Below are 18,013 nucleotides of genomic sequence, written 5' to 3'. Positions count from 1 at the left end.
GTTGCTGACGAGGGTGTGATAAATGACGCGGTATGCCGTCGCATATCGGGCGGAAAACCTACACATTTCTCCAAACGATTATATATGATGGCACGTTCGTCCGAATCTTGGCGATTATTCACCCCTGATTTCTAACGCTTGTCGTGTTCGTGAATGTCATGCGCTCGGTGCAAAAATTCGCGCGCACCCAAAGCAACCCGGTGGTAGTAACGCCTAATCACCCTCAGTATTGTCAAGTTAATAATTATTTCTCACGCTTCGCCGTACACCGGGACCGCCGCCCCGCTCGTCGCCGAGGAGGCGTCCGAACAGAGGAACAGAATCGTCTGTGCAATCTCCGCTGGCGTGACCCACGTTTCGAAGTCCGCGTCGGGCATCATCTCCCGGTTCATCGGCGTGTCGATGATACTCGGCATCACCGCGTTCGCACGCACGTCGCCGAGGTTCTCTTCTGCAATCGTCTCCGTCAGGAGTCGAACACCGGCTTTCGACGCCCGGTAGATGCCATCGCCTTCGCCGCCTTCGAGCGACGACCGAGCAGAGACGCTCACGATGGTCCCCGCCGTCTCACGAAGGTGTGGAATCGCGTGCTTCGAGGCGAGGAACATCGTCTTGAGGTTCACGTCGAAGAGGAAGTCGAACGTCTCGGCGTCGGTTTCGTCGATGGGCGTCCCGCCGCGCCACGTTCCCGCGATGTTCGCAAGGTGGTCGATGCGGCCGAAGTCGGACGCGACGGCGTCGACAACGCGGGCGACCTCGTCTTCGTCCGTGAAGTCACCCTCGTAGAAACGGACGCCATCCGAGTCGAAGAAGCCGTCTTCGTCGTCCGGTTCGACGACATCCGCGGCCGCAACTGACGCGCCCGCATCGTGGAAGGCCCGGGCGACTGCACCACCGAGTACCCCGCTGGCACCGGTGACGAGTGCGACTGTCCCTTCGAAGTCGAAATCGACGCTCATGGATGTGACAATTGCCCTCAAATGACATAAGGTGCGGTGGCCAGTCGAGACGCCGCAGTATCCGGAGAGCGCTCAGGGCGTGATAACCAGCTTTCCGAGGACGCTGTCTTCCATGACGGCTCGGTGTGCGTCTGCAGCCTCCTCGAGGTCGTAGGTTCGCGCAACGTCGATTTCGAAGTCGCCAGCGCCCAGTAGTCCGGCGAGTTCCCGGAGCGGGGCCGCGAGTTTCGGCGTGTTGAACATGCTCATCATCGTAATCTGGAGGTCCTTCCCGCGAGCGGCGGACGACAGTTCGAACCCGACCTGCGGGTCGTTCTCGCCGATACCGACGACTCGACCGCCTGTGGTTGCCACGTCGGCATCGAACTGGAGGTAGTCGTCGAGGCGGTGGTCGAGCGTCAGGTCCACGCCGTCACCCTTCGCGGCGTCTTTCACTGCCTCGGCGAGGTCGTCGCGGGTGTAGTCGAGGACCACGTCAGCGCCGAGTTCTGCCACGCGGTCGTGGTAGGTCGGGGCCGCCGTGGCGATGACGTGTGCCCCTGCTGCGTCGGCGAGTTGGACGGCCGCGTGGCCGACGCCGCCTGAGCCGCCGTGAATCAGAACTGTCTCGCCGAGTTGCATCCCGCCGTGGTCGACGAGCGCCCGCCACGCGGTGACGCCCGCAACTCCCGCGCCGCCCGCCGCGACGAGGTCCGCGTCGTCGGGGAGGACCGCGAGACGGTCGGTCGGAACCGCCGCGAACTCGGCGTAGCCGCCGTAGTGGTCCTTTCCGATGCCGGTGCCGACGACGGGGTCGCCAACTTCGAAGTCGGTGACGCCGGAGCCGACGGCTGCAACCTCGCCAGCAACATCGACGCCCGGAATCATCGGCATGGTGAAGGGTTGGTACGACCCGTCTCGGAAGTAGGTATCGACGGGGTTGACGCCGGCAGCGGCGACTTCGACGAGCACCTCGTCGGGCCGTGGCTCGGGCACGTCGATGTCGTCTACCTGCAACACGTCGAGTCCGCCGTGGGTGTGGAATCGAACGGCGCGCATGGCTCTGCGTGCGTCGCCGTCCCTGATAAAAACGGAGTCACCGGAGAGATTGGTGGGGAGAGCAGATGGTGTGGAGAGCCCACGAAGACGTATTGGCTGGCCGAAAACACTTACCGGCGCATCGAGAAGCACTCGCCGATGCCCTCCCGACGCGTTCTCACGCTTGTTGCGGTCGCCGTCGTCTTTTTCGCGGGGGCGGCGGCGATGCCCATCGTGGACACGTCCCGAGACATCGACTACGCCGTCGAAGTCCATCCCGCGACCGACGGGACCGTGGACGGACTCTCGTACAGCGAGTCAGACGTCGTTCCCTACGACGACCTCTCGCCAGCGGCACAGCGTGCCTTCGACCGGGCGCGAGCCGCGTCGAACAACACGTACGTGGTGGACGACGAGAACCAGACCGCACCGGACCTCCACTACGCGACGGATCACATCGACGTCGGCCACGGTCTGTACCCGGTCAGATACGAGGGAGACGTGTACTCACTGCGTGCCGACCAGATAGGCGGCGGCATCGACGTGGGTGCGCTCGTCCAACTCTATCTGCTGCGTCCGGTCCTCGCCGGGCTCGGTCTCGTATCCGGGCTCTTCGGCGCGTATTATTTCGTTCGCGAGTAATCTCCGTCGGCGAATTTCACCGCCTTCCGACGAGGAGATGATTGGGATTTAAGCGCGTGCCTTCCCCTCCCACGGATGGCATGAAGCTTCACGAATATCAGGCGAAGGACATCTTCGCCGAAGCCGGGATTCCGGTGCCCGAGTCCCGTCTCGCATCGTCGGTAGACGAGGTTATGGAGGCGGTCGAGGACATCGGCTACCCTGCTGCCATCAAGGCGCAGGTACACGTCGGTGGGCGTGGCAAGGCTGGCGGTATCAAAATCGCCATGGACGAAGACGAAGCTCGTCAGGCCGCCGAGGACATTCTCGGGATGGACCTGAAGGGCTACACCGTCGAGAAAGTTCTCGTCGAGGCTGGTGTCGACTTCGAGAACGAACTGTACGTCGGTATCACGATGGACCGCAGCGAGGGCAAGCCCGTCGCGATGGTCTCGACCGAGGGTGGCGTCAACATCGAGGAAGTCGCCGAAGAGAACCCCGACGCCATCGCACGCGAGCACATCGACCCCGCGTTCGGTCTGCACCCGTACCAGGCCCGCAAGGTCGTCTTCGAGGCTGGTATCCCCCGCGACGTCGCCTTCGACGTCGCCTCGTTCCTCTCGACGCTCTACGACCTCTACGAGGCCAACGACGCGTCTGACATCGAAATCAACCCCGTGATGATTACCTCGGACCGCGACGTGGTGGCCGCGGACGCCGTGATGAACATCGACGACGACGCGCTCTTCCGTCACGACGACCTCGCGGCGATGGAAGAAGACTCCTACGAGGACGAACTCGAAGCCAAGGCTGGCGAGTACGGCTTCGACTACGTCCGTCTGTCGGGCAACACTGGCATCATCGGCAACGGTGCCGGGCTGGTCATGACGACGCTCGACCTCGTCGACTACTACGGCGGCACACCCGCCAACTTCCTCGACATCGGCGGCGGTGCGAAGGCAGAACGCGTCGCCAACGCGCTTGACATGGTCTTCTCCGACGAGAACGTCGACTCTGTCGTCTTCAACATCTTCGGCGGCATCACCCGCGGTGACGAGGTCGCCAAGGGTATCAACGAGGCGCTGGAGCAGTTCGACGAGATTCCGAAACCGGTCGTCGTCCGCCTCGCGGGCACGAACGCCGAGGAAGGCATGGAGATTCTGAACACCGACCTCGTGCAGGTCGAAGCGACGCTGGAAGACGCCGTCCAGCGTGCTGTCGAGAACGCCAAGGAGGTGTCCCAATGAGCATTTTCGTCGACGACGACACGCGTGTAGTTGTACAGGGTATCACTGGTGGGGAAGGGAAGTTCCACACCCGGCAGATGGTGGAGTACGGCACGAACGTCGTCGCCGGAACGTCCCCCGGAAAGGGTGGACAGGACGTCGACGGCATCCCCGTCTACGACACCGTCTCCGAGGCCGTCGAAGAGGAGGACGCCAACGCCTCCGTCGTGTTCGTCCCGCCGGCGTTCGCCGCGGACGCCATCTTCGAGGCGCTCGACACGGACCTCGACCTCGTCGTCGCCATCACGGAAGGCGTCCCGACGCAGGACATGGCCAAGGTCAACAAGCGTCTGTCAGAGACCGACACGCGTCTCATCGGCCCCAACTGCCCGGGTATCATCACGCCCGGCGAGGCCAAACTCGGCATCCTCCCCGGCAACATCTTCGAGGAGGGTAACGTCGGCCTCGTCTCGCGCTCCGGCACCCTCACGTACCAGGTCGTCTCGAACCTGACCGAGCGCGGCATCGGCCAGACCACCGCCATCGGTATCGGCGGCGACCCCATCATCGGCACCTCGTTCATCGACGCCCTCGAAGCGTTCGAGAACGACCCCGACACGGAAGCCGTCGTCATGTGCGGTGAGATTGGCGGCGAAGACGAAGAACAGGCCGCGAAGTTCATCGCCGAGAACATGGACACGCCGGTCGCTGGCTTCATCGCGGGCCGCACGGCACCGCCGGGCAAGCGCATGGGCCACGCGGGCGCTATCGTCTCCGGTTCCGGTACGGGCACCGCAGAGTCCAAGATTAACGCCCTCAACGACGCGGGCGTCCCCGTCGGCGACACCCCGAACGAAGTCGCCGACCACATCGAAGACTTCCTCTAAGTCTTCCGCACCTATCTTCGTTTTAGCCGCGTTCCGCACATCCCACAGCGATTGCTTCCGACCACGTTCGGCGCGCCGCACTCCCGACAGACGACCATTCGCTCGCGCGACTTTTCCTGTGCCGTCTGGAGGAACAGCGTCGGGTCGACAGTCGTTCCCTCACCTTCGACACCCTCGTCGAGTCGGTCGACGACCCGTTCGACGAGCGCGTCGTCCCGCATGCTATCGAGGAGGCGGACGAACCCGACGAAGAGGAGCGACGGGGCCACGATGCAAAAGCCCGCCACGAGGAGGGGAACGACAGCTTCCATGGGTGACGATAGCACTGAACAGCCCTATCTGTGACGCTTGATTAGTGGAATCCAATATTTCCAACGAACACACAAGAAGGTTATCGATGTTGATATTCAGGAGCGCGGATTTATCGGGGAAATTCTATTCGTGTTGGGTAATGGCTGGAAACATCGTCGAGGAAGCCGAATCCCGGCTTCCTGATGCGATTACGAAGAGCTACGTGCGACGGCTCGTCTCTGCGATGCTCCTTGTCTCTGTTCTCGTTGCTGGTGTTGGTGTGATTCAGTTCCAACAGACGTCGGCAAGCATCAACGAAGACGCCCGCGCCAACTTGCTCACCGAGGCCGAACGCGAGGGCCTGCAAGTGAACTCGTGGATCGAAGAGCGGTCGAGACTCGTCAGCATCGTCGCTGCCGACCCATCGGCGGGGAGTACGACCGAAGACCGGTCTTCGCAAGCACTCTCGCAGGCGAAAGAGGATATGCCGCAAGACGTGGCTGCGCTCCACTTCGTCAACACCGAGACGACGGAGGTTCTCGGCTCGTCTGAGGACGGCGTCGCCGGGACGAAACTCTACGAAGACGGGCAGATACCGCTTCCCGAGAGCGCCGACCTCTCTGACGACGGCGTGGAGCGAACGACGGTGTACGTCAAAGACGGCGTCGCCTACATGGCGTTCGTCGCGCCGCTGCCCTCTATCGAACCGCAGGCTATCGTTCTGGTGGCCGAAGCCTCGTCGCTCGGGGCTGCATTTGACGGTGGTACCAAAGGAAGCTTCACTCAACTCGTCACGCAAGACGGAACTATCGTCTACGACGGTGGCGGTGGCCAAGCCGGTGTTGCATACCCCGCCGCCGACGCCGCGGCACTCGATGCGGCGTTCGCCGGGAAAGCAGGCGTGTCCCGCCTCCCACCGGTCGAAGGGTTCGTCTCCTCGCCGCATCTGGTCGCACACGTTCCGATTCACGGCGGCAGCGTGCTCCTCTTGCACGCACCCACCAGCGCCGTCTTCGCACAATCGCGGGCGATTGGCATCCAGTTCGGGGTACTCCTGCTCATGAGCATCCTCGGGTTCGTCGGGTTCGCACTCATCATCCGCGGGAACACCGCCAAACCGCTCGTCGAACTCGCGGACACCGTCTCGACGCTCCGCAGCGGCGACCTCGACGTGGAACTGGAGACAGACCGCGACGACGAGTTCGGACAGGTCGTCCGCGGTATCGACAACCTCCGCGACGACTTGCGCGACCAGCGAGCTGACGCCCGACGCTACAGCGAGTCCATGGGGAAGGCCGCCGACGGCGACCTGACCGTCCGGCTCCCGACCGACTCGCAGAGCCAAGACATGCGCCTCGTCGCCGAGTCGTACAACGAGATGATGGACGACATCGAACAGACGCTCGGAACCGTCGTCACGTTCGGCGACGAGGTTGCGACGCTCGCCAACCGGGTCGCGTCGCGGGCGGACGAGGTTTCCACCGCGAGCGAGGAAGTCTCCGAGTCCGTCCAGCAGATTTCTGACGGGGCGACCGAGCAGACTGACAACCTCATGGCCGTCTCCGACGAGGTGAACGACCTCTCGGCGTCCATCCAGCAGATTGCCTCCGCGGCCGACGAACTCGTCAGAATCACCGAAGAGGCGGAAAACCGGTCTCTCGACGGGCAAGCCGCCGCCAGCGAAGCGCTCGACGACATCGACACGATTCGTGACGAGACGGAAGCGACCGTCACGGAGGTCCAAGCACTGGACGAGAAACTCGAAGAAGTCGGGAACATCGTCGAGGTTATCACCGAAATCGCCGAGCAGACCGACATCCTCGCGCTCAACGCCAACATCGAAGCCGCACGGGCGGGCGAGGCCGGCGAAGGGTTCGCCGTCGTCTCCAACGAGGTCAAGCAACTCGCACAGGAGACGAAGTCCTCTGCGGCCGACATCGAGGACCTCATCGAAGAGATAGAGACCCAACGCGACGCCGTCGTCTCCCGTATCGAGCGCATGCGCGACCGGGTCGAAGAAGGTGCAGACTCGGTCGACGATGCACTCGCCTCCTTCGGCGGTATCGTCGAGCGCGTCGAAGAGACGACCGACAGCGTTCGAGAGATTTCGGACGCCACGAGCAGTCAAGCCAACTCCTCGCAGGAGGTTCTCGCCATGACGGACGAAATCGCGGGTATCTCCGAAGAGACGACCGCAGAGGCGGAGACCGTCTCGGCGGCCGCCCAACAGCAGACCGCGGCGCTCACGGACGTCAACCAAGACATCCGCGAGCTTTCGACCCACGTCGCTCACCTCGACGAACTGCTCGATGCGTTCGAGGTCTCTGCAGGTGACGGAGCTGTGTCGGGCGGCACCCACGACGGCAACGCCGCCAGCGGTACTGACGGCCACGAAGAATCGGCTTCCGACCACGCTCCCGACCCCGCGGACCCACCGACTGAGGACAGTCACTCCTCGACTTCGAACCCGGCTGACGCACCGACGCCGAGCGACGACTGACGAGGTGGTCCGAGGCCGCGACACCCGTCTCGTCCGCTGAAATCCCCGGACTCGCACTACCGCAGAATCATGCGTGTGAATAACACTCAAGTGAATACATCGAGTTTCTCATCAGAATGGCATCGCTCACTGAACCAGTCTCTGCGGACCAGTACCCATGCAAGTTGACGAAATAATGACCGAAGACGTTGTGACAGTTGACGAGCACTCGACGGTCTCCGACTGCGCGCGGACCATGCTCACGAACGGGACGGGAAGCGCCATCGTCACCGTCGACGACGAGCCAGCCGGAATCATCACCGAGTCGGACATCCTGTGGGCTGGCGTCTCGATAGACGATTGTCTGTCGGGGATTCCAGTTCGGAAGGTCATGTCCCATCCGATTACGTGGATTCGCCCGACTGCGACACTGCGTGCCGCCGCGAAGAAGATGCAAGACGAGGAAATCAAGAAGCTCGTCGTCCTCGACGGGTCGGAGATGGTGGGTATCGTGACCGTGAGCGATATCGGACACCACGTCTCGGATATCGCCCGCAACGTGACCGAGTCGATGGGACTCAAACGGAAGTGGGAGTCCGACCGACGGTTCAGGTAGCACCCATTGGCGGTAGTGCGCACTCCGTCGCCGACGAAGAATTGATATCGAACACGCGCATCTAGCCCACAACAGTGCGCGAGAGAGTCGCGGCAGTCCGAGCGAATATCACGGCGCTGCCGACGCGCGTCCAGTCGGGTATCCAGCGAGCGATTGCGGAGGACCACACTCCCCACGAAATCGCCCTGAGCTTCGCCTTCGGCGTTCTCGTGACGGCACTGCCAACCGCTGGCACTGCATTTGTCATCTTCGCACTCGTCGCCTACTTCGTCGACCGGGCGAACAAACTCGCGTTGGTCGCGTCGCTCGTCGTCTTCAACCCCCCCGTGAAGTGGGCCGTCTACGGTGCGAGTTTCTGGCTCGGGTCATTCCTCCTCGGCCCGGTTCCCGGCGCGTCAGTTTCGGACGTGTCTCTCGACGCCGGATTCGACATCGTGCTTCGGCAACTGCTCGGGAACGGGCTTCTGGCTGTGGTGCTGGCCGCACTCGGGTACGTCACGGTGTTGTCACTGGTGCAACTTCACCGCCGCCGGGAGTTTGCCGTGCCGGATGTCGCCCCCGCGGACGATTAGTGAGTCTCGGTGGAGTGGGTCACTCGTGGAGAAAATGGTGGTGGCAGAGTTGTCACCAGATGTTGGCTTGTCGCTTCGGTGAGCGTTTCTCAGCGTGCGACAGCTACGATTGCTTCCTCTCTAACCAGTCGATGAGCGTGTTTCGTGCCTCTCCGGCTCGCTCTGCTTCGATGAGCCTCGTGATGTCCAGATGGCCGCCTCTGACACGGTCTTTGACCTCCGCTACGGTCCCCGAAACGATGGCCTCGTAATCCATCGCTGTTTGCTCGACGGGGGCGGCTGTCGGACTCCCATTAGTCGGGACTGAAGGACGGCCAGCGTCGGCCTTTTCCTCGAACGTGGACCCAGCGGCCTGTCTGGGAGACCGACCAGCATGTGGATTCCCTTCCTGCCTCGACGGCTCTCGCCTCGGGCTTGGGCTTGGATCTGTTTGGGGTGCTTTTCCTGCGTCGGTCGCTTGCCCCGTGGTGTACCCGGATCTTCCATCTCTGGACGTGGACGCGTCTAGCGAGCGCGGCGCAGCACCGCCATCGACGGTCTGTTCCGAATCGCCCCGTGTTCGTTTCGGTGTTGGATTCGACTTCGGCGTGCTTTCGGGCTGTGTCGGACTGGTAGTGGAACCAATACTGGGTGCTCTTCCTGCGTCGGTGGCTTCTTCGGGTGCTTTCTTCGCAGCGTCGAGTTGCTCTCGAACAGCGGTCTGAATCGTCTCAGCGTCCGTTTCTTCGTCCGTCTCGATGATGATGCGCATGGCTGTGTTCCTCTAGTTCAGTATCGCGTATCTGGCTTCGACCTGGACGCTGTCGCCCGTGTTGTTCTGAATCGATATCCAGTACGTGATGTCGTTGCTCGATGCGCGCTCTACCTCTACGTCCCAGTCGATTTGTGGGCCGCCTTTCTCGGGCGACGTGGGGACGACGTACCACGTGACGTGCCAGTTTTCGGGCCAGCCCCACGTGAACCAGCGTCGGCTGCTGTTTGCCGGGACGGTGCCGCGGAATTGGACTCCTGTGTTCATCTTCGTGTCTCCGTGTGTGTTCGGTCGTGTCGGCTGCTCGCGTTCGTGAGTCGGGTCATCTTATGTCTCCCCGAGGACGGCGTAGCGGGCCTCCACGTCCACCGACGAACCGGTCTTGTTCGTGATGCTAATCCAGTACGTGATGTTCTCGTGGGTGGCTCGTTCGACCTCGACGTTCCAGCTAATCTGGGGTCCACCGGGGTCGGGCGACGTCGGGACGACAGTCCACAAGACGTGCCACTGTGCTGGCCAGCCCCACGTGAACCAGCGTCGCGTACTGTTTGCCGGGACGGTCCCGCGGAACTGGACGCCGGTCCAGTCACTGGTCTGCAACGCATTGGGGATGAGTTCCCGGAGGTCCGGTCGGTTCCCGATTCGCTGTGAACTGGGACGACCGGGCGCGTCCTGCTGGGGCGTTCCTGTCGAGCGAAGTAGCTCACGCGCTCGCAGTGGGCTAAGTTGGGCTTGGCTGTCCCGCCGCAAGATTCCCTGTACGCAGGCCAACGCGCCGACGACGATGGGTGACGCACTCGACGTCCCGCTGAACTGGTCAGTGTACCACTCGTTTTTGTTCGACCCGCCCTGGAGGTCGCCGTATCCGGTGGTGGTGACTTCTCGGCCCCACCCCTGCGCATCGAGTATGCTCCCGTAATTGGAGAAGCCGAGACGCGACCGGTCGGGGCCCCAGTCGTTCCCGTGAGTGCCCGACGGTGGCGCACCGGCACCGACGACAATGGCACCCGAGTCGCGGTCGCCCCGCCGGAACGGATTACTCCAGTCGGAGGGGAACCACGAGGGCCTGTTGTCGTAAATCGCGTCGTCGAGGTTCTCGTCACCGTTCCCCGCGGCTTCGACGACGATGACTCCCTTCGCGACGGCGTATCGGATGGCCGCCCAATCGTCGGGCCACCATTCGATGGCGATGTACCCGTCTTGGTCACCGCGTTGCTGGAAGTTGTTTCGCGGGCCCGGTCGGTGAATTTCGAGCAGCATGATGTCGCCGCGGTGTAACCGATTCGCGGCGAGTCGAATCGCTCGTGCCGTCGCCATCGAGAAGGCGACCGCGCTGACGTTGGCCTCGGATGCGATACCGGTGACTCCGAGTCCGTTCTGGTCGCCACCGATTTCACCGATGACGGCAGTCCCGTGGTTGTCGTACGGCGAGTTGCTGCCTCCGACAACGCCACCTTGGTTGTTCTGGTGGTCTTCGTGGCTGAAGTTCCAGCCCCATTCGAGGTCGATCACATCGACCCCCTGTCCTCTGCCGCCGGGGAATTGCCACGCGTAGCGGGCGTCGATACCGTCGGGTGCGGAATCGAGGTATCCCTGACGAGGTGTGAAGTCCGGCGTGTTCACCGGCGGCGACTCTATGGCTGGAGTCATGTCGTTGAGGGCCTCGACTTCGGCCTCTCCGACCGCCTCCGCTGGTTCTGCCGGTGGTTTCACGTACGCGGCTTCGACTGCATCGAGTTCGTTCAACCGTTTGGCGACCGCTTCCATCCGGTCTTCGTCCGCGTCGACGGTGTAATACAGCGACAGGTCCGGGACGTCCATGTCCGACTCGGAAGCGACGGCTTCGACGTCGGCGCGCAAGCGCTCTTCAGTGGTTCCAAAGAGTGGTTCGATAGTCGCACCTTCGTCGTCGAGAACGTCCGACAATGGACTGAGGTCGGCGTTCGCTGCCGAAGTCAGCCCGTCGGGTCGTGCCCGTAACTCGACGTCCGACTTGGCGACCATGACTAGTTCCGGCTTTCCTCGAACCGCTTCTGCGTCTCTCGTGTTCGGATTCATTGCTGGGTTTCCTTCCTCCGTTTCTGTGGTGTTCCCGTTCCGTCTCCTCGGCTCGTTTCACCTCCCCTTCGCGAGGGACACCATGTTTAATATCCGTATATTTGACAATAGTTGTTGTCAACTAGGTGGAAGTAATAGTAAAGTAACAACTGTGTGTTGGTTTCTAGCGTGATGTCGTCTGAATCGCTCGTGGAACCTCGCGTGATTCGGTCAAAATGAGTGTACGACCGATGATTACGATGTCTTCTGCGTGGCTGCAGTCGAGTGACTGGTAGCAAGCATGGAGTCCAATACCCTTCTATGGTACCCTGCGCCAAGACGTGCCTCTCTTAGTACGCCTCTAGTAAGAGAAAGTGGCATTTGTGACTCGGTAGCTATTTTCAGAGAGTCAAACGAATCGTCAAGTTTCAGGTCCGAGGAGAGGTTACTGGGTAGTCGTCTTTAGACGAGGTCTCGGAAGCACCGGTCGACAATAACTCATCAATATCGGCATCCGTGGGCAGGTGAGCGAGGACGACTGACGTATCGTCGGTCGTGATGCGGACGGTCTGTGTGTCGTGAACCTCGTCAGTGTAGTGTGCGAGTGATGATACCTCTGTGACCTCGGTGATTTCGCTACGGTCGATTCGCCATTGAACCTGTTCCAGAAGTCTGTCGTAGCCAACAATCTCGGTGTCTACGAGGCAGTACTCCATCCAGTGGTAATGGAAGACGTACTCTCCGATTTTGAGGGGAAGAAACAGCATCGCGACGATAGCGGTGGCAAAAAGCCAAACCGGGATGAACACCCGGACGAGTCGTTGTGCGCCGCCGGTGACTACGAGTGGGAGCAAACAGAGTCCAGTGAATAACCAATATGGGAGTATCAGCCCGCTCGTCAACGCGAACGGCCACGCTGCCGAGAGTGTCGCACGGGGATCCGTCAGTACACTCATTTCGGGCTGTCTATCTATTGCATCGAGGTGGGTTGGGTGCGTCTCGGTCGGTGCGAGACCCAGTCTCTGTGTCACACTGTTGTTCCAGTGGTCCAGTTGCCCGGGACGGTGCCGCAGGAGTTCGTATCCGGCTTTCATGCCGAACAGACTCCAAGCCAGCGTCTCGGTCGTCGGTATCTCAGCACGGGTTAAGAACACCAGCGGCGCGAGGACGATGCAGTACTCGATGGCGCGGTGATTCAGGGCGTAGCTCGTGTACGTCTTGTACTGTTCGTTTCTGGTGTACACGTCAGTACTCTCGAATACGTGCCGAACACAGGCGACCGCCGAAAACGCGAGGAGCCAGACAAGCGCCGAATCAGTCGGTGGCTGCGTGTTCGCAACGAGTGCGAACGGTGAGTCGATAACGAACAAGACGGCAAATAGGAGCCATCCAGCACCGAGGAAGAGGTACACGAATATATTCGGGAGATTTCGAGGGTACACTGGTGGGGCCCCGCTTACGACGTGGATACCACCCTTCTTTTCGGTGAACCCAGTGAAAGTAAACTGACCGTACCCGCGGAACTGGAAGTCCGAGACGGGATACGCACACAGACTTTTTGCCGAGGACCACGCGAGGACCAGACCTCCCTCGGCCCAAAAGAACGTCCCGAGAGTGACGACTGACCAGTCTAATATGGTCAGGCCCGCTGCCGGAAGGAAGATGGCGACCAGAAATGTCAGGTTGGCACGCGTTAGACTGTTTTGGAGGGTTCGCCACTGGACCATCAACATTGATCTAGTCAACTTACTATCTGGATAAAATATGCGGTCAAGCGGTCGTAAACGGACAATAGAACATCGAAACGTCGTTCGTAAGGTCGCCGTCGGGGTGTCAATTGGTGTACGTCTTGAACTCGTCTCCCCACGTCACGTTGTCCGACCCCTGTGGTCGTTCGGTACACGAACACCGCGTCGTTGTCATCGTTGACGACGGTGATTCCCGCGGACGAGCAGGCTGCAGTCGGTGAACGCCCTGAAACCGTTGTTCGACACGAGGCTTCGCCTCGGTGTTCGTCGGGTTCTCGAAGAAGCGAAATGGGTTGGGGCAGATTTGAACTTCGTGAGACGGCTGTCTCACGTACTCACGCTCGCTTTGCTCGCGTGAACCTCACTCGCACCGCTTCGCGGTGCTCGCTGGTTCAAATCTTTTGCAACCATACACTTCGACATACGCTCCTCGCTTCGCTCGTCGGTAGTGTCGAAGAGAAATGGGTTGGGGCAGATTTGAACTGCCGGCCTCCTCCATGTCAAGGAGGTGTCATAACCAGACTAGACCACCAACCCTGGTGTTGCGAACATCGTCCAGAGACCAAAGCGCAGGAAGGTAGTGGGTTGGGGCAGATTTGAACTGCCGGCCTCCTCCATGTCAAGGAGGTGTCATAACCAGACTAGACCACCAACCCGGTTACGGTGCTTCCTACGCCCGCTTGGACGCATCTCTCCGTTGTCCGGGGTTACAATTTAAGCTTTCGAATCGAACCACGTAGGGCGATTCGCCCGGTGAGCCGGTCCACACCGTAGTATACTGCAGTCCCGGCGTGGCGAAATGCACCCTTCGACCGCCGGTTGCGGCGAATCTCGCCAGCCCGACACGCTTAAGAGAGTGTACGAATTTGTACATCGTAACCCGAACACGTACACTGGTGATTACAAATGCAGGACTATATTCGGCGCGTTACAGAAGGGTCGGACCTCACGGTCGAGGAGGCACGCGAGGCCGCGAGCGCGGTCTTCGAGGATGCAACTGAGGCACAAATCGGCGCGCTGCTCTCCGCACTCCGGGCGAAAGGCGAGACAGAAGCCGAGGTAGCCGGGTTCGCACAGGGAATGCGCGATGCGGCGCTGACCATCGACCCCGACCGTGGACCGCTCGTGGACACGTGCGGGACCGGCGGCGACGACTACGACACCATCAACGTCTCGACGACCAGCGCGCTCGTCGCCGCGGGCGCGGGTGCCGCGGTCGCCAAGCACGGCAACTACTCCGTCTCTTCTTCTTCGGGGAGTGCCGACGTGTTGGAAGTCGCGGGCGTGAACGTCGAAGCCGAACCGTCGTCGGTCGAGAAGTGCATCGAAGACAACGGCGTCGGCTTCATGCTCGCACCCGTGTTCCACCCGGCGATGAAGGCCGTCATCGGTCCGCGGAAGGAACTCGGCATGCGGACTATCTTCAACGTCCTCGGCCCGCTGACGAACCCCGCTGGAGCCGACGCGCAGGTCCTCGGCGTCTACGACCCCGACCTCGTGCCGATGGTCGCTCGTGCACTCGCGCACATGCCCGTCGAACGTGCGCTCGTCGTCCACGGCTCTGGAATGGACGAAATCGCACTCCACGACGCGACGACGGTCGCCGAAGTCGATGGCGACGAAGTCACCGAGTACACGCTCACGCCGGGCGACCTCGGACTCGAACAGGCTCCTATCGAGGACGTTGCGGGCGGAACACCGCAGGAGAACGCCCGCGACCTCGAAGGCATTCTGACGGGCGACGTGACCGGCCCCAAGCGCGACCTCATCCTCGCCAACGCGGGCGCGGCCATCTACGTCGCCGACCTCGCGGACTCTCTCGAAGCAGGCGTCGAAACCGCCCGCGAAGCCATCGACACCGGCGCGGCGGAAGCCAAACTCGACGCCCTCCGGGAGGCGTAGATGGTCCGCGTGAAAGTCTGTGGCGTCACCCGCGACGCCGACCTCGAAGCAGTCGAATCGGCGGGCGCGGACGCGGTCGGTGTCATCGCCGACGTCTCCGTCGACACCCCTCGTGAGGTTAGCGTCGCCCGTGCACGCGACCTCGTCGCCTCGGCACCGCCGTTTCTCACCACGACGCTCGTGACGATGCCCGAGTCCGTCACTCGCGCACGCGACCTCGTCCGCGAGGTCCGTCCCGACGTGCTACAACTGCACGCGGATTTCTCTCCAGAAGAACTCGCATCCCTCCGTGAGGAGGGCGTCCGCGTCGTTCCGGTGGTCGAAGCGACCGACCTCGAACGAGCGCAGACTGTCGCCCAAGCCGCGGACGCGATTCTCGTCGATACGCCGTCCGAATCTGGCGGTGGCGGAACCGGCGAAACACACGACTGGGACACCTCGCGTAACCTCGTCGAAGCCGTGGACGCGCCGGTGATTCTCGCTGGGGGTCTGACCCCCGCGAACGTCGCCGAAGCCGTCCAGACGGTCCAGCCCGACGGCGTCGATGTCGCAAGCGGCGTCGAAGCCTCGGGCGGCGTGAAGGACCACGATGCAGTTCGCACGTTCGTCGCGGAAGCGACGCGGAATCGTCAGGAGGTTTCGGCGTGAGTCGTCCGCAGACCGACCGCGAGACGTTTGCCGACCGCCTCGCCGACCACGACGAACCGGTCGTCACGCACCTCGTCACCGACCTCGACGTGGACGTAGACCCACTGGCCGCGTACACGGCGCTCGCGGAGCGAAGCGAGTACGGATTCCTCCTCGAAAGCGCCGAGAAGGTCGCATCGAGTAACCCGCAGGGCGCGTTTTCGTCGCCCGCGACGACCGCGGACTCCCACGCTCGCTACTCGTTCGTCGGCTACGACCCCGAAGCGGTCGTGACGGTCGGACCCGATGGCGTCGACGTGACCGACCTTGGCGGCCCCGCCGCGGCATTCGTCCGCGAGACCGACGGCGACGTACTGGACTCGCTTCGCGGCGCGCTTCCGGACCTCCCGCGCGTCAACTTCCCCGACACCGAGCGCCAGACGCTCACTGGCGGACTGGTCGGCTTCCTCGCCTACGAGGCCGTTTACGACCTTTGGCTGGACGAAGTCGGTCGCGAGCGCCCCGAAACCGACGACCCCGACGCGGAGTTCGTGTTGACCACGCGGACGCTCGCGTTCGACCACGTCGAAGACACGGTGAAACTCGTCTGCACGCCGGTCGTGACGCCCGATGACGACCCCGAAGACGTGTACGAGTCGGTCGTCGCCGAGGCCGAGCGCGTCGCCGACAAACTCGCGTCGGCCACCGACCCGAACCCCGGTGGATTCGAACGCACGGGCGACGAGACCGAATCTCGCGAGTCCTACGAAGCGGCCGTCCACGAGACGAAACAGCACGTCCGCGACGGCGACATCTATCAGGGAGTCATCTCGCGCACGCGGCGACTCTACGGGCAGGTCGACCCAGTCGGTCTGTACGCCTCGCTTCGAGACGTGAACCCGTCGCCGTACATGTACCTCCTCCGCCACGGTGAGCGGCGCGTCGTCGGCGCGAGTCCGGAGACACTCGTTTCGGTTCGCGGCGACCGCGTCGTCGTCAACCCCATCGCGGGGACGTGTCCGCGTGGCTCCGGTCCCGTCGAAGACCGCCGCCTCGCGGGCGAACTCCTCGCGGACGACAAGGAACGGGCAGAACACACGATGCTCGTCGACCTCGGTCGCAACGACGTGCGCCGGGTCTCCCAACCCGGGAGCGTCCGCGTCGAGGAGTTCATGAGCGTCGTGAAGTACAGTCACGTCCAGCACATCGAATCGACGGTCTCGGGGACGCTCGATACCGAATCAGACGCGTTCGACGCGACACGCGCGACCTTCCCCGCCGGGACGCTGACCGGTGCGCCGAAGGTTCGCGCGATGGAGATTATCGACGAGTTGGAGGCCGACCCACGCGGCGTCTACGGCGGCGGCGTCGGCTACTACTCGTGGACTGGCGATGCCGACATGGCAATCGTCATTCGCACTGCGACGGTCGAATCTGACGGCAGCGAAGACGTGGTGACAGTCCGCGCCGGTGCGGGTATCGTCGCCGACTCCGACCCCGCGTCGGAGTACGACGAGACCGAACAGAAGATGGGCGGCGTCCTCGACGCGCTTCGGAACATCGAGTACGACACCACCGAGAAGTACAACGCACCGGAGGTGTCACGATGAGACGCGTCGTCATCGTGGACAACTTCGACTCGTTCACCTACAACCTCGTGGAGTACTTCTCCGAGCAGACGGTCGACGGCGAACCGCTCGATATCGAGGTGCGGAAGAACACTGCCTCATTGGACGAGATTCGGAACCTCGACCCCGACGCCCTCGTCATCTCGCCGGGACCGGGTCACCCGAAGAACGACCGCGACGTGGGCGTGACGACCGAGGTACTGCACGAGCTTTCGACCGAGATTCCGACACTCGGTGTCTGCCTCGGTCTCGAAGCCGCGGTCTACGCTTACGGTGGAACCATCGGCCACGCGCCCGAACCGATTCACGGGAAGGCTTATCCAATCGACCACGATGGCGCGGGCGTGTTCACCGCGCTGAACGACGGGTTCCCCGCAGGACGCTACCATTCTCTCGTCGCGACCGAAGTGCCGGACTGCTTCGAGGTGACGGCGACGACCGACCACGACGGCGAGTCGCTGGTGATGGGCGTCAGACACACCGAGTACCCAATCGAGTGCGTCCAGTTCCACCCGGAGAGCGTGCTCACGGGCTCTGGACACGGCGTCGTCAGAAACTTCTTGTCGGCGGTCGCTGGCTTCGAGGTCGCATAGCGGCACGCGCTCTGTCCGGCACACAATCCCGGCCGCGTGCTTTGATTCCTCGTCCGCGA

17 protein-coding genes and 2 tRNA genes are annotated in these 18,013 nt (G+C 62.4%); 10 read left to right on the top strand and 9 right to left on the bottom strand.

Annotated features, from left to right (window positions below; genetic code table 11):
• Positions 1-251: 251 nt before the first annotated feature.
• Entirely contained in the window at positions 252-959 is a 708-nt protein-coding gene (locus KU306_RS00460; protein WP_258302529.1) for an SDR family oxidoreductase, read from the bottom strand.
• Positions 960-1,031: 72 nt separating this feature from the next.
• The gene (locus tag KU306_RS00455) at positions 1,032-1,997 is read right to left on the bottom strand and encodes an NADPH:quinone reductase (RefSeq protein ID WP_258302528.1); all 966 of its coding nucleotides are present in this window, start codon (positions 1,995-1,997) and stop codon (positions 1,032-1,034) included.
• 138 nt (positions 1,998-2,135) lie between these two features.
• Between KU306_RS00455 and KU306_RS00450 the strand changes: the two genes are divergently transcribed.
• The 3 genes from KU306_RS00450 to sucD all read left to right on the top strand — a co-directional run bounded on the left by KU306_RS00450 (position 2,136) and on the right by sucD (position 4,710).
• On the top strand, positions 2,136-2,618 hold the full coding sequence (locus KU306_RS00450; RefSeq protein ID WP_258302527.1) for a DUF7979 domain-containing protein: 483 nt from the start codon (positions 2,136-2,138) through the stop codon (positions 2,616-2,618).
• Between the two features lie 80 nt (positions 2,619-2,698).
• Complete coding sequence (sucC, locus tag KU306_RS00445; RefSeq protein ID WP_007543033.1) at positions 2,699-3,844, top strand: ADP-forming succinate--CoA ligase subunit beta; 1,146 nt, start codon at positions 2,699-2,701, stop codon at positions 3,842-3,844.
• Positions 3,841-4,710: a succinate--CoA ligase subunit alpha gene (sucD, locus tag KU306_RS00440; protein ID WP_007543034.1), complete on the top strand. Its 870-nt coding sequence runs from the start codon at positions 3,841-3,843 to the stop codon at positions 4,708-4,710. Before sucC ends, sucD begins: the two co-directional genes overlap by 4 nt.
• Positions 4,711-4,721: 11 nt before the next feature.
• Here the strand turns inward: sucD and KU306_RS00435 are convergent, their stop codons facing one another.
• The gene (locus KU306_RS00435; RefSeq protein WP_007543035.1) at positions 4,722-5,021 is read right to left on the bottom strand and encodes a zinc ribbon domain-containing protein; all 300 of its coding nucleotides are present in this window, start codon (positions 5,019-5,021) and stop codon (positions 4,722-4,724) included.
• Between the two features lie 140 nt (positions 5,022-5,161).
• Between KU306_RS00435 and KU306_RS00430 the strand changes: the two genes are divergently transcribed.
• The 3 genes from KU306_RS00430 to KU306_RS00420 all read left to right on the top strand — a co-directional run bounded on the left by KU306_RS00430 (position 5,162) and on the right by KU306_RS00420 (position 8,668).
• The gene (locus KU306_RS00430) at positions 5,162-7,501 is read left to right on the top strand and encodes a methyl-accepting chemotaxis protein (RefSeq protein ID WP_258302526.1); all 2,340 of its coding nucleotides are present in this window, start codon (positions 5,162-5,164) and stop codon (positions 7,499-7,501) included.
• A gap of 157 nt (positions 7,502-7,658) precedes the next feature.
• Positions 7,659-8,096, top strand: coding sequence for a CBS domain-containing protein (locus KU306_RS00425; protein WP_309138738.1), 438 nt, complete (start codon positions 7,659-7,661; stop codon positions 8,094-8,096).
• Between the two features lie 74 nt (positions 8,097-8,170).
• Positions 8,171-8,668 (top strand): DUF2062 domain-containing protein, encoded by a 498-nt coding sequence (locus tag KU306_RS00420; RefSeq protein ID WP_258302524.1) that lies wholly within the window; start codon positions 8,171-8,173, stop codon positions 8,666-8,668.
• Between the two features lie 103 nt (positions 8,669-8,771).
• On the opposite strand, the gene KU306_RS00415 is transcribed toward KU306_RS00420, so the two are convergent.
• The 6 genes from KU306_RS00415 to KU306_RS00390 all read right to left on the bottom strand — a co-directional run bounded on the left by KU306_RS00415 (position 8,772) and on the right by KU306_RS00390 (position 13,860).
• A complete protein-coding gene (locus KU306_RS00415; RefSeq protein ID WP_258302523.1) occupies positions 8,772-8,924 on the bottom strand; it encodes a hypothetical protein in 153 nt (50 codons plus the stop codon).
• Positions 8,925-9,431: 507 nt separating this feature from the next.
• Positions 9,432-9,686 (bottom strand): hypothetical protein, encoded by a 255-nt coding sequence (locus tag KU306_RS00410; RefSeq protein WP_007543040.1) that lies wholly within the window; start codon positions 9,684-9,686, stop codon positions 9,432-9,434.
• Between the two features lie 60 nt (positions 9,687-9,746).
• Positions 9,747-11,477 (bottom strand): S8 family peptidase, encoded by a 1,731-nt coding sequence (locus KU306_RS00405; RefSeq protein ID WP_258302522.1) that lies wholly within the window; start codon positions 11,475-11,477, stop codon positions 9,747-9,749.
• Between the two features lie 407 nt (positions 11,478-11,884).
• A complete protein-coding gene (locus KU306_RS00400; RefSeq protein ID WP_343218138.1) occupies positions 11,885-12,868 on the bottom strand; it encodes a hypothetical protein in 984 nt (327 codons plus the stop codon).
• A 798-nt stretch (positions 12,869-13,666) separates the two neighbouring features.
• Positions 13,667-13,741, bottom strand: a tRNA-Val gene (locus tag KU306_RS00395).
• Between the two features lie 44 nt (positions 13,742-13,785).
• Positions 13,786-13,860 (bottom strand) — tRNA-Val (locus KU306_RS00390).
• Between the two features lie 250 nt (positions 13,861-14,110).
• Between KU306_RS00390 and trpD the strand changes: the two genes are divergently transcribed.
• Genes trpD through trpG form a run of 4 tightly spaced genes read left to right on the top strand, consistent with a single transcriptional unit; the run spans position 14,111 to position 17,954 of the window.
• The gene (trpD, locus tag KU306_RS00385) at positions 14,111-15,106 is read left to right on the top strand and encodes an anthranilate phosphoribosyltransferase (RefSeq protein ID WP_258302521.1); all 996 of its coding nucleotides are present in this window, start codon (positions 14,111-14,113) and stop codon (positions 15,104-15,106) included.
• Positions 15,107-15,754, top strand: a complete 648-nt coding sequence (locus KU306_RS00380) for a phosphoribosylanthranilate isomerase (RefSeq protein ID WP_258302520.1) — start codon at positions 15,107-15,109, stop codon at positions 15,752-15,754.
• Positions 15,751-17,343, top strand: coding sequence for an anthranilate synthase component I (gene trpE, locus KU306_RS00375; RefSeq protein ID WP_258302519.1), 1,593 nt, complete (start codon positions 15,751-15,753; stop codon positions 17,341-17,343). The genes KU306_RS00380 and trpE overlap by 4 nt, the downstream gene beginning before the upstream one ends.
• Positions 17,340-17,954 (top strand): anthranilate synthase component II, encoded by a 615-nt coding sequence (gene trpG, locus KU306_RS00370; protein ID WP_258302518.1) that lies wholly within the window; start codon positions 17,340-17,342, stop codon positions 17,952-17,954. Before trpE ends, trpG begins: the two co-directional genes overlap by 4 nt.
• Positions 17,955-18,013 lie beyond the last annotated feature (59 nt).

Source organism: Haloferax larsenii (assembly GCF_024730625.1).
Classification (GTDB): Archaea; Halobacteriota; Halobacteria; order Halobacteriales; family Haloferacaceae; genus Haloferax; species Haloferax larsenii.
Note: the sequence above shows the minus strand (reverse complement) of the source record. Positions and strands in the feature narration are given on the sequence as shown.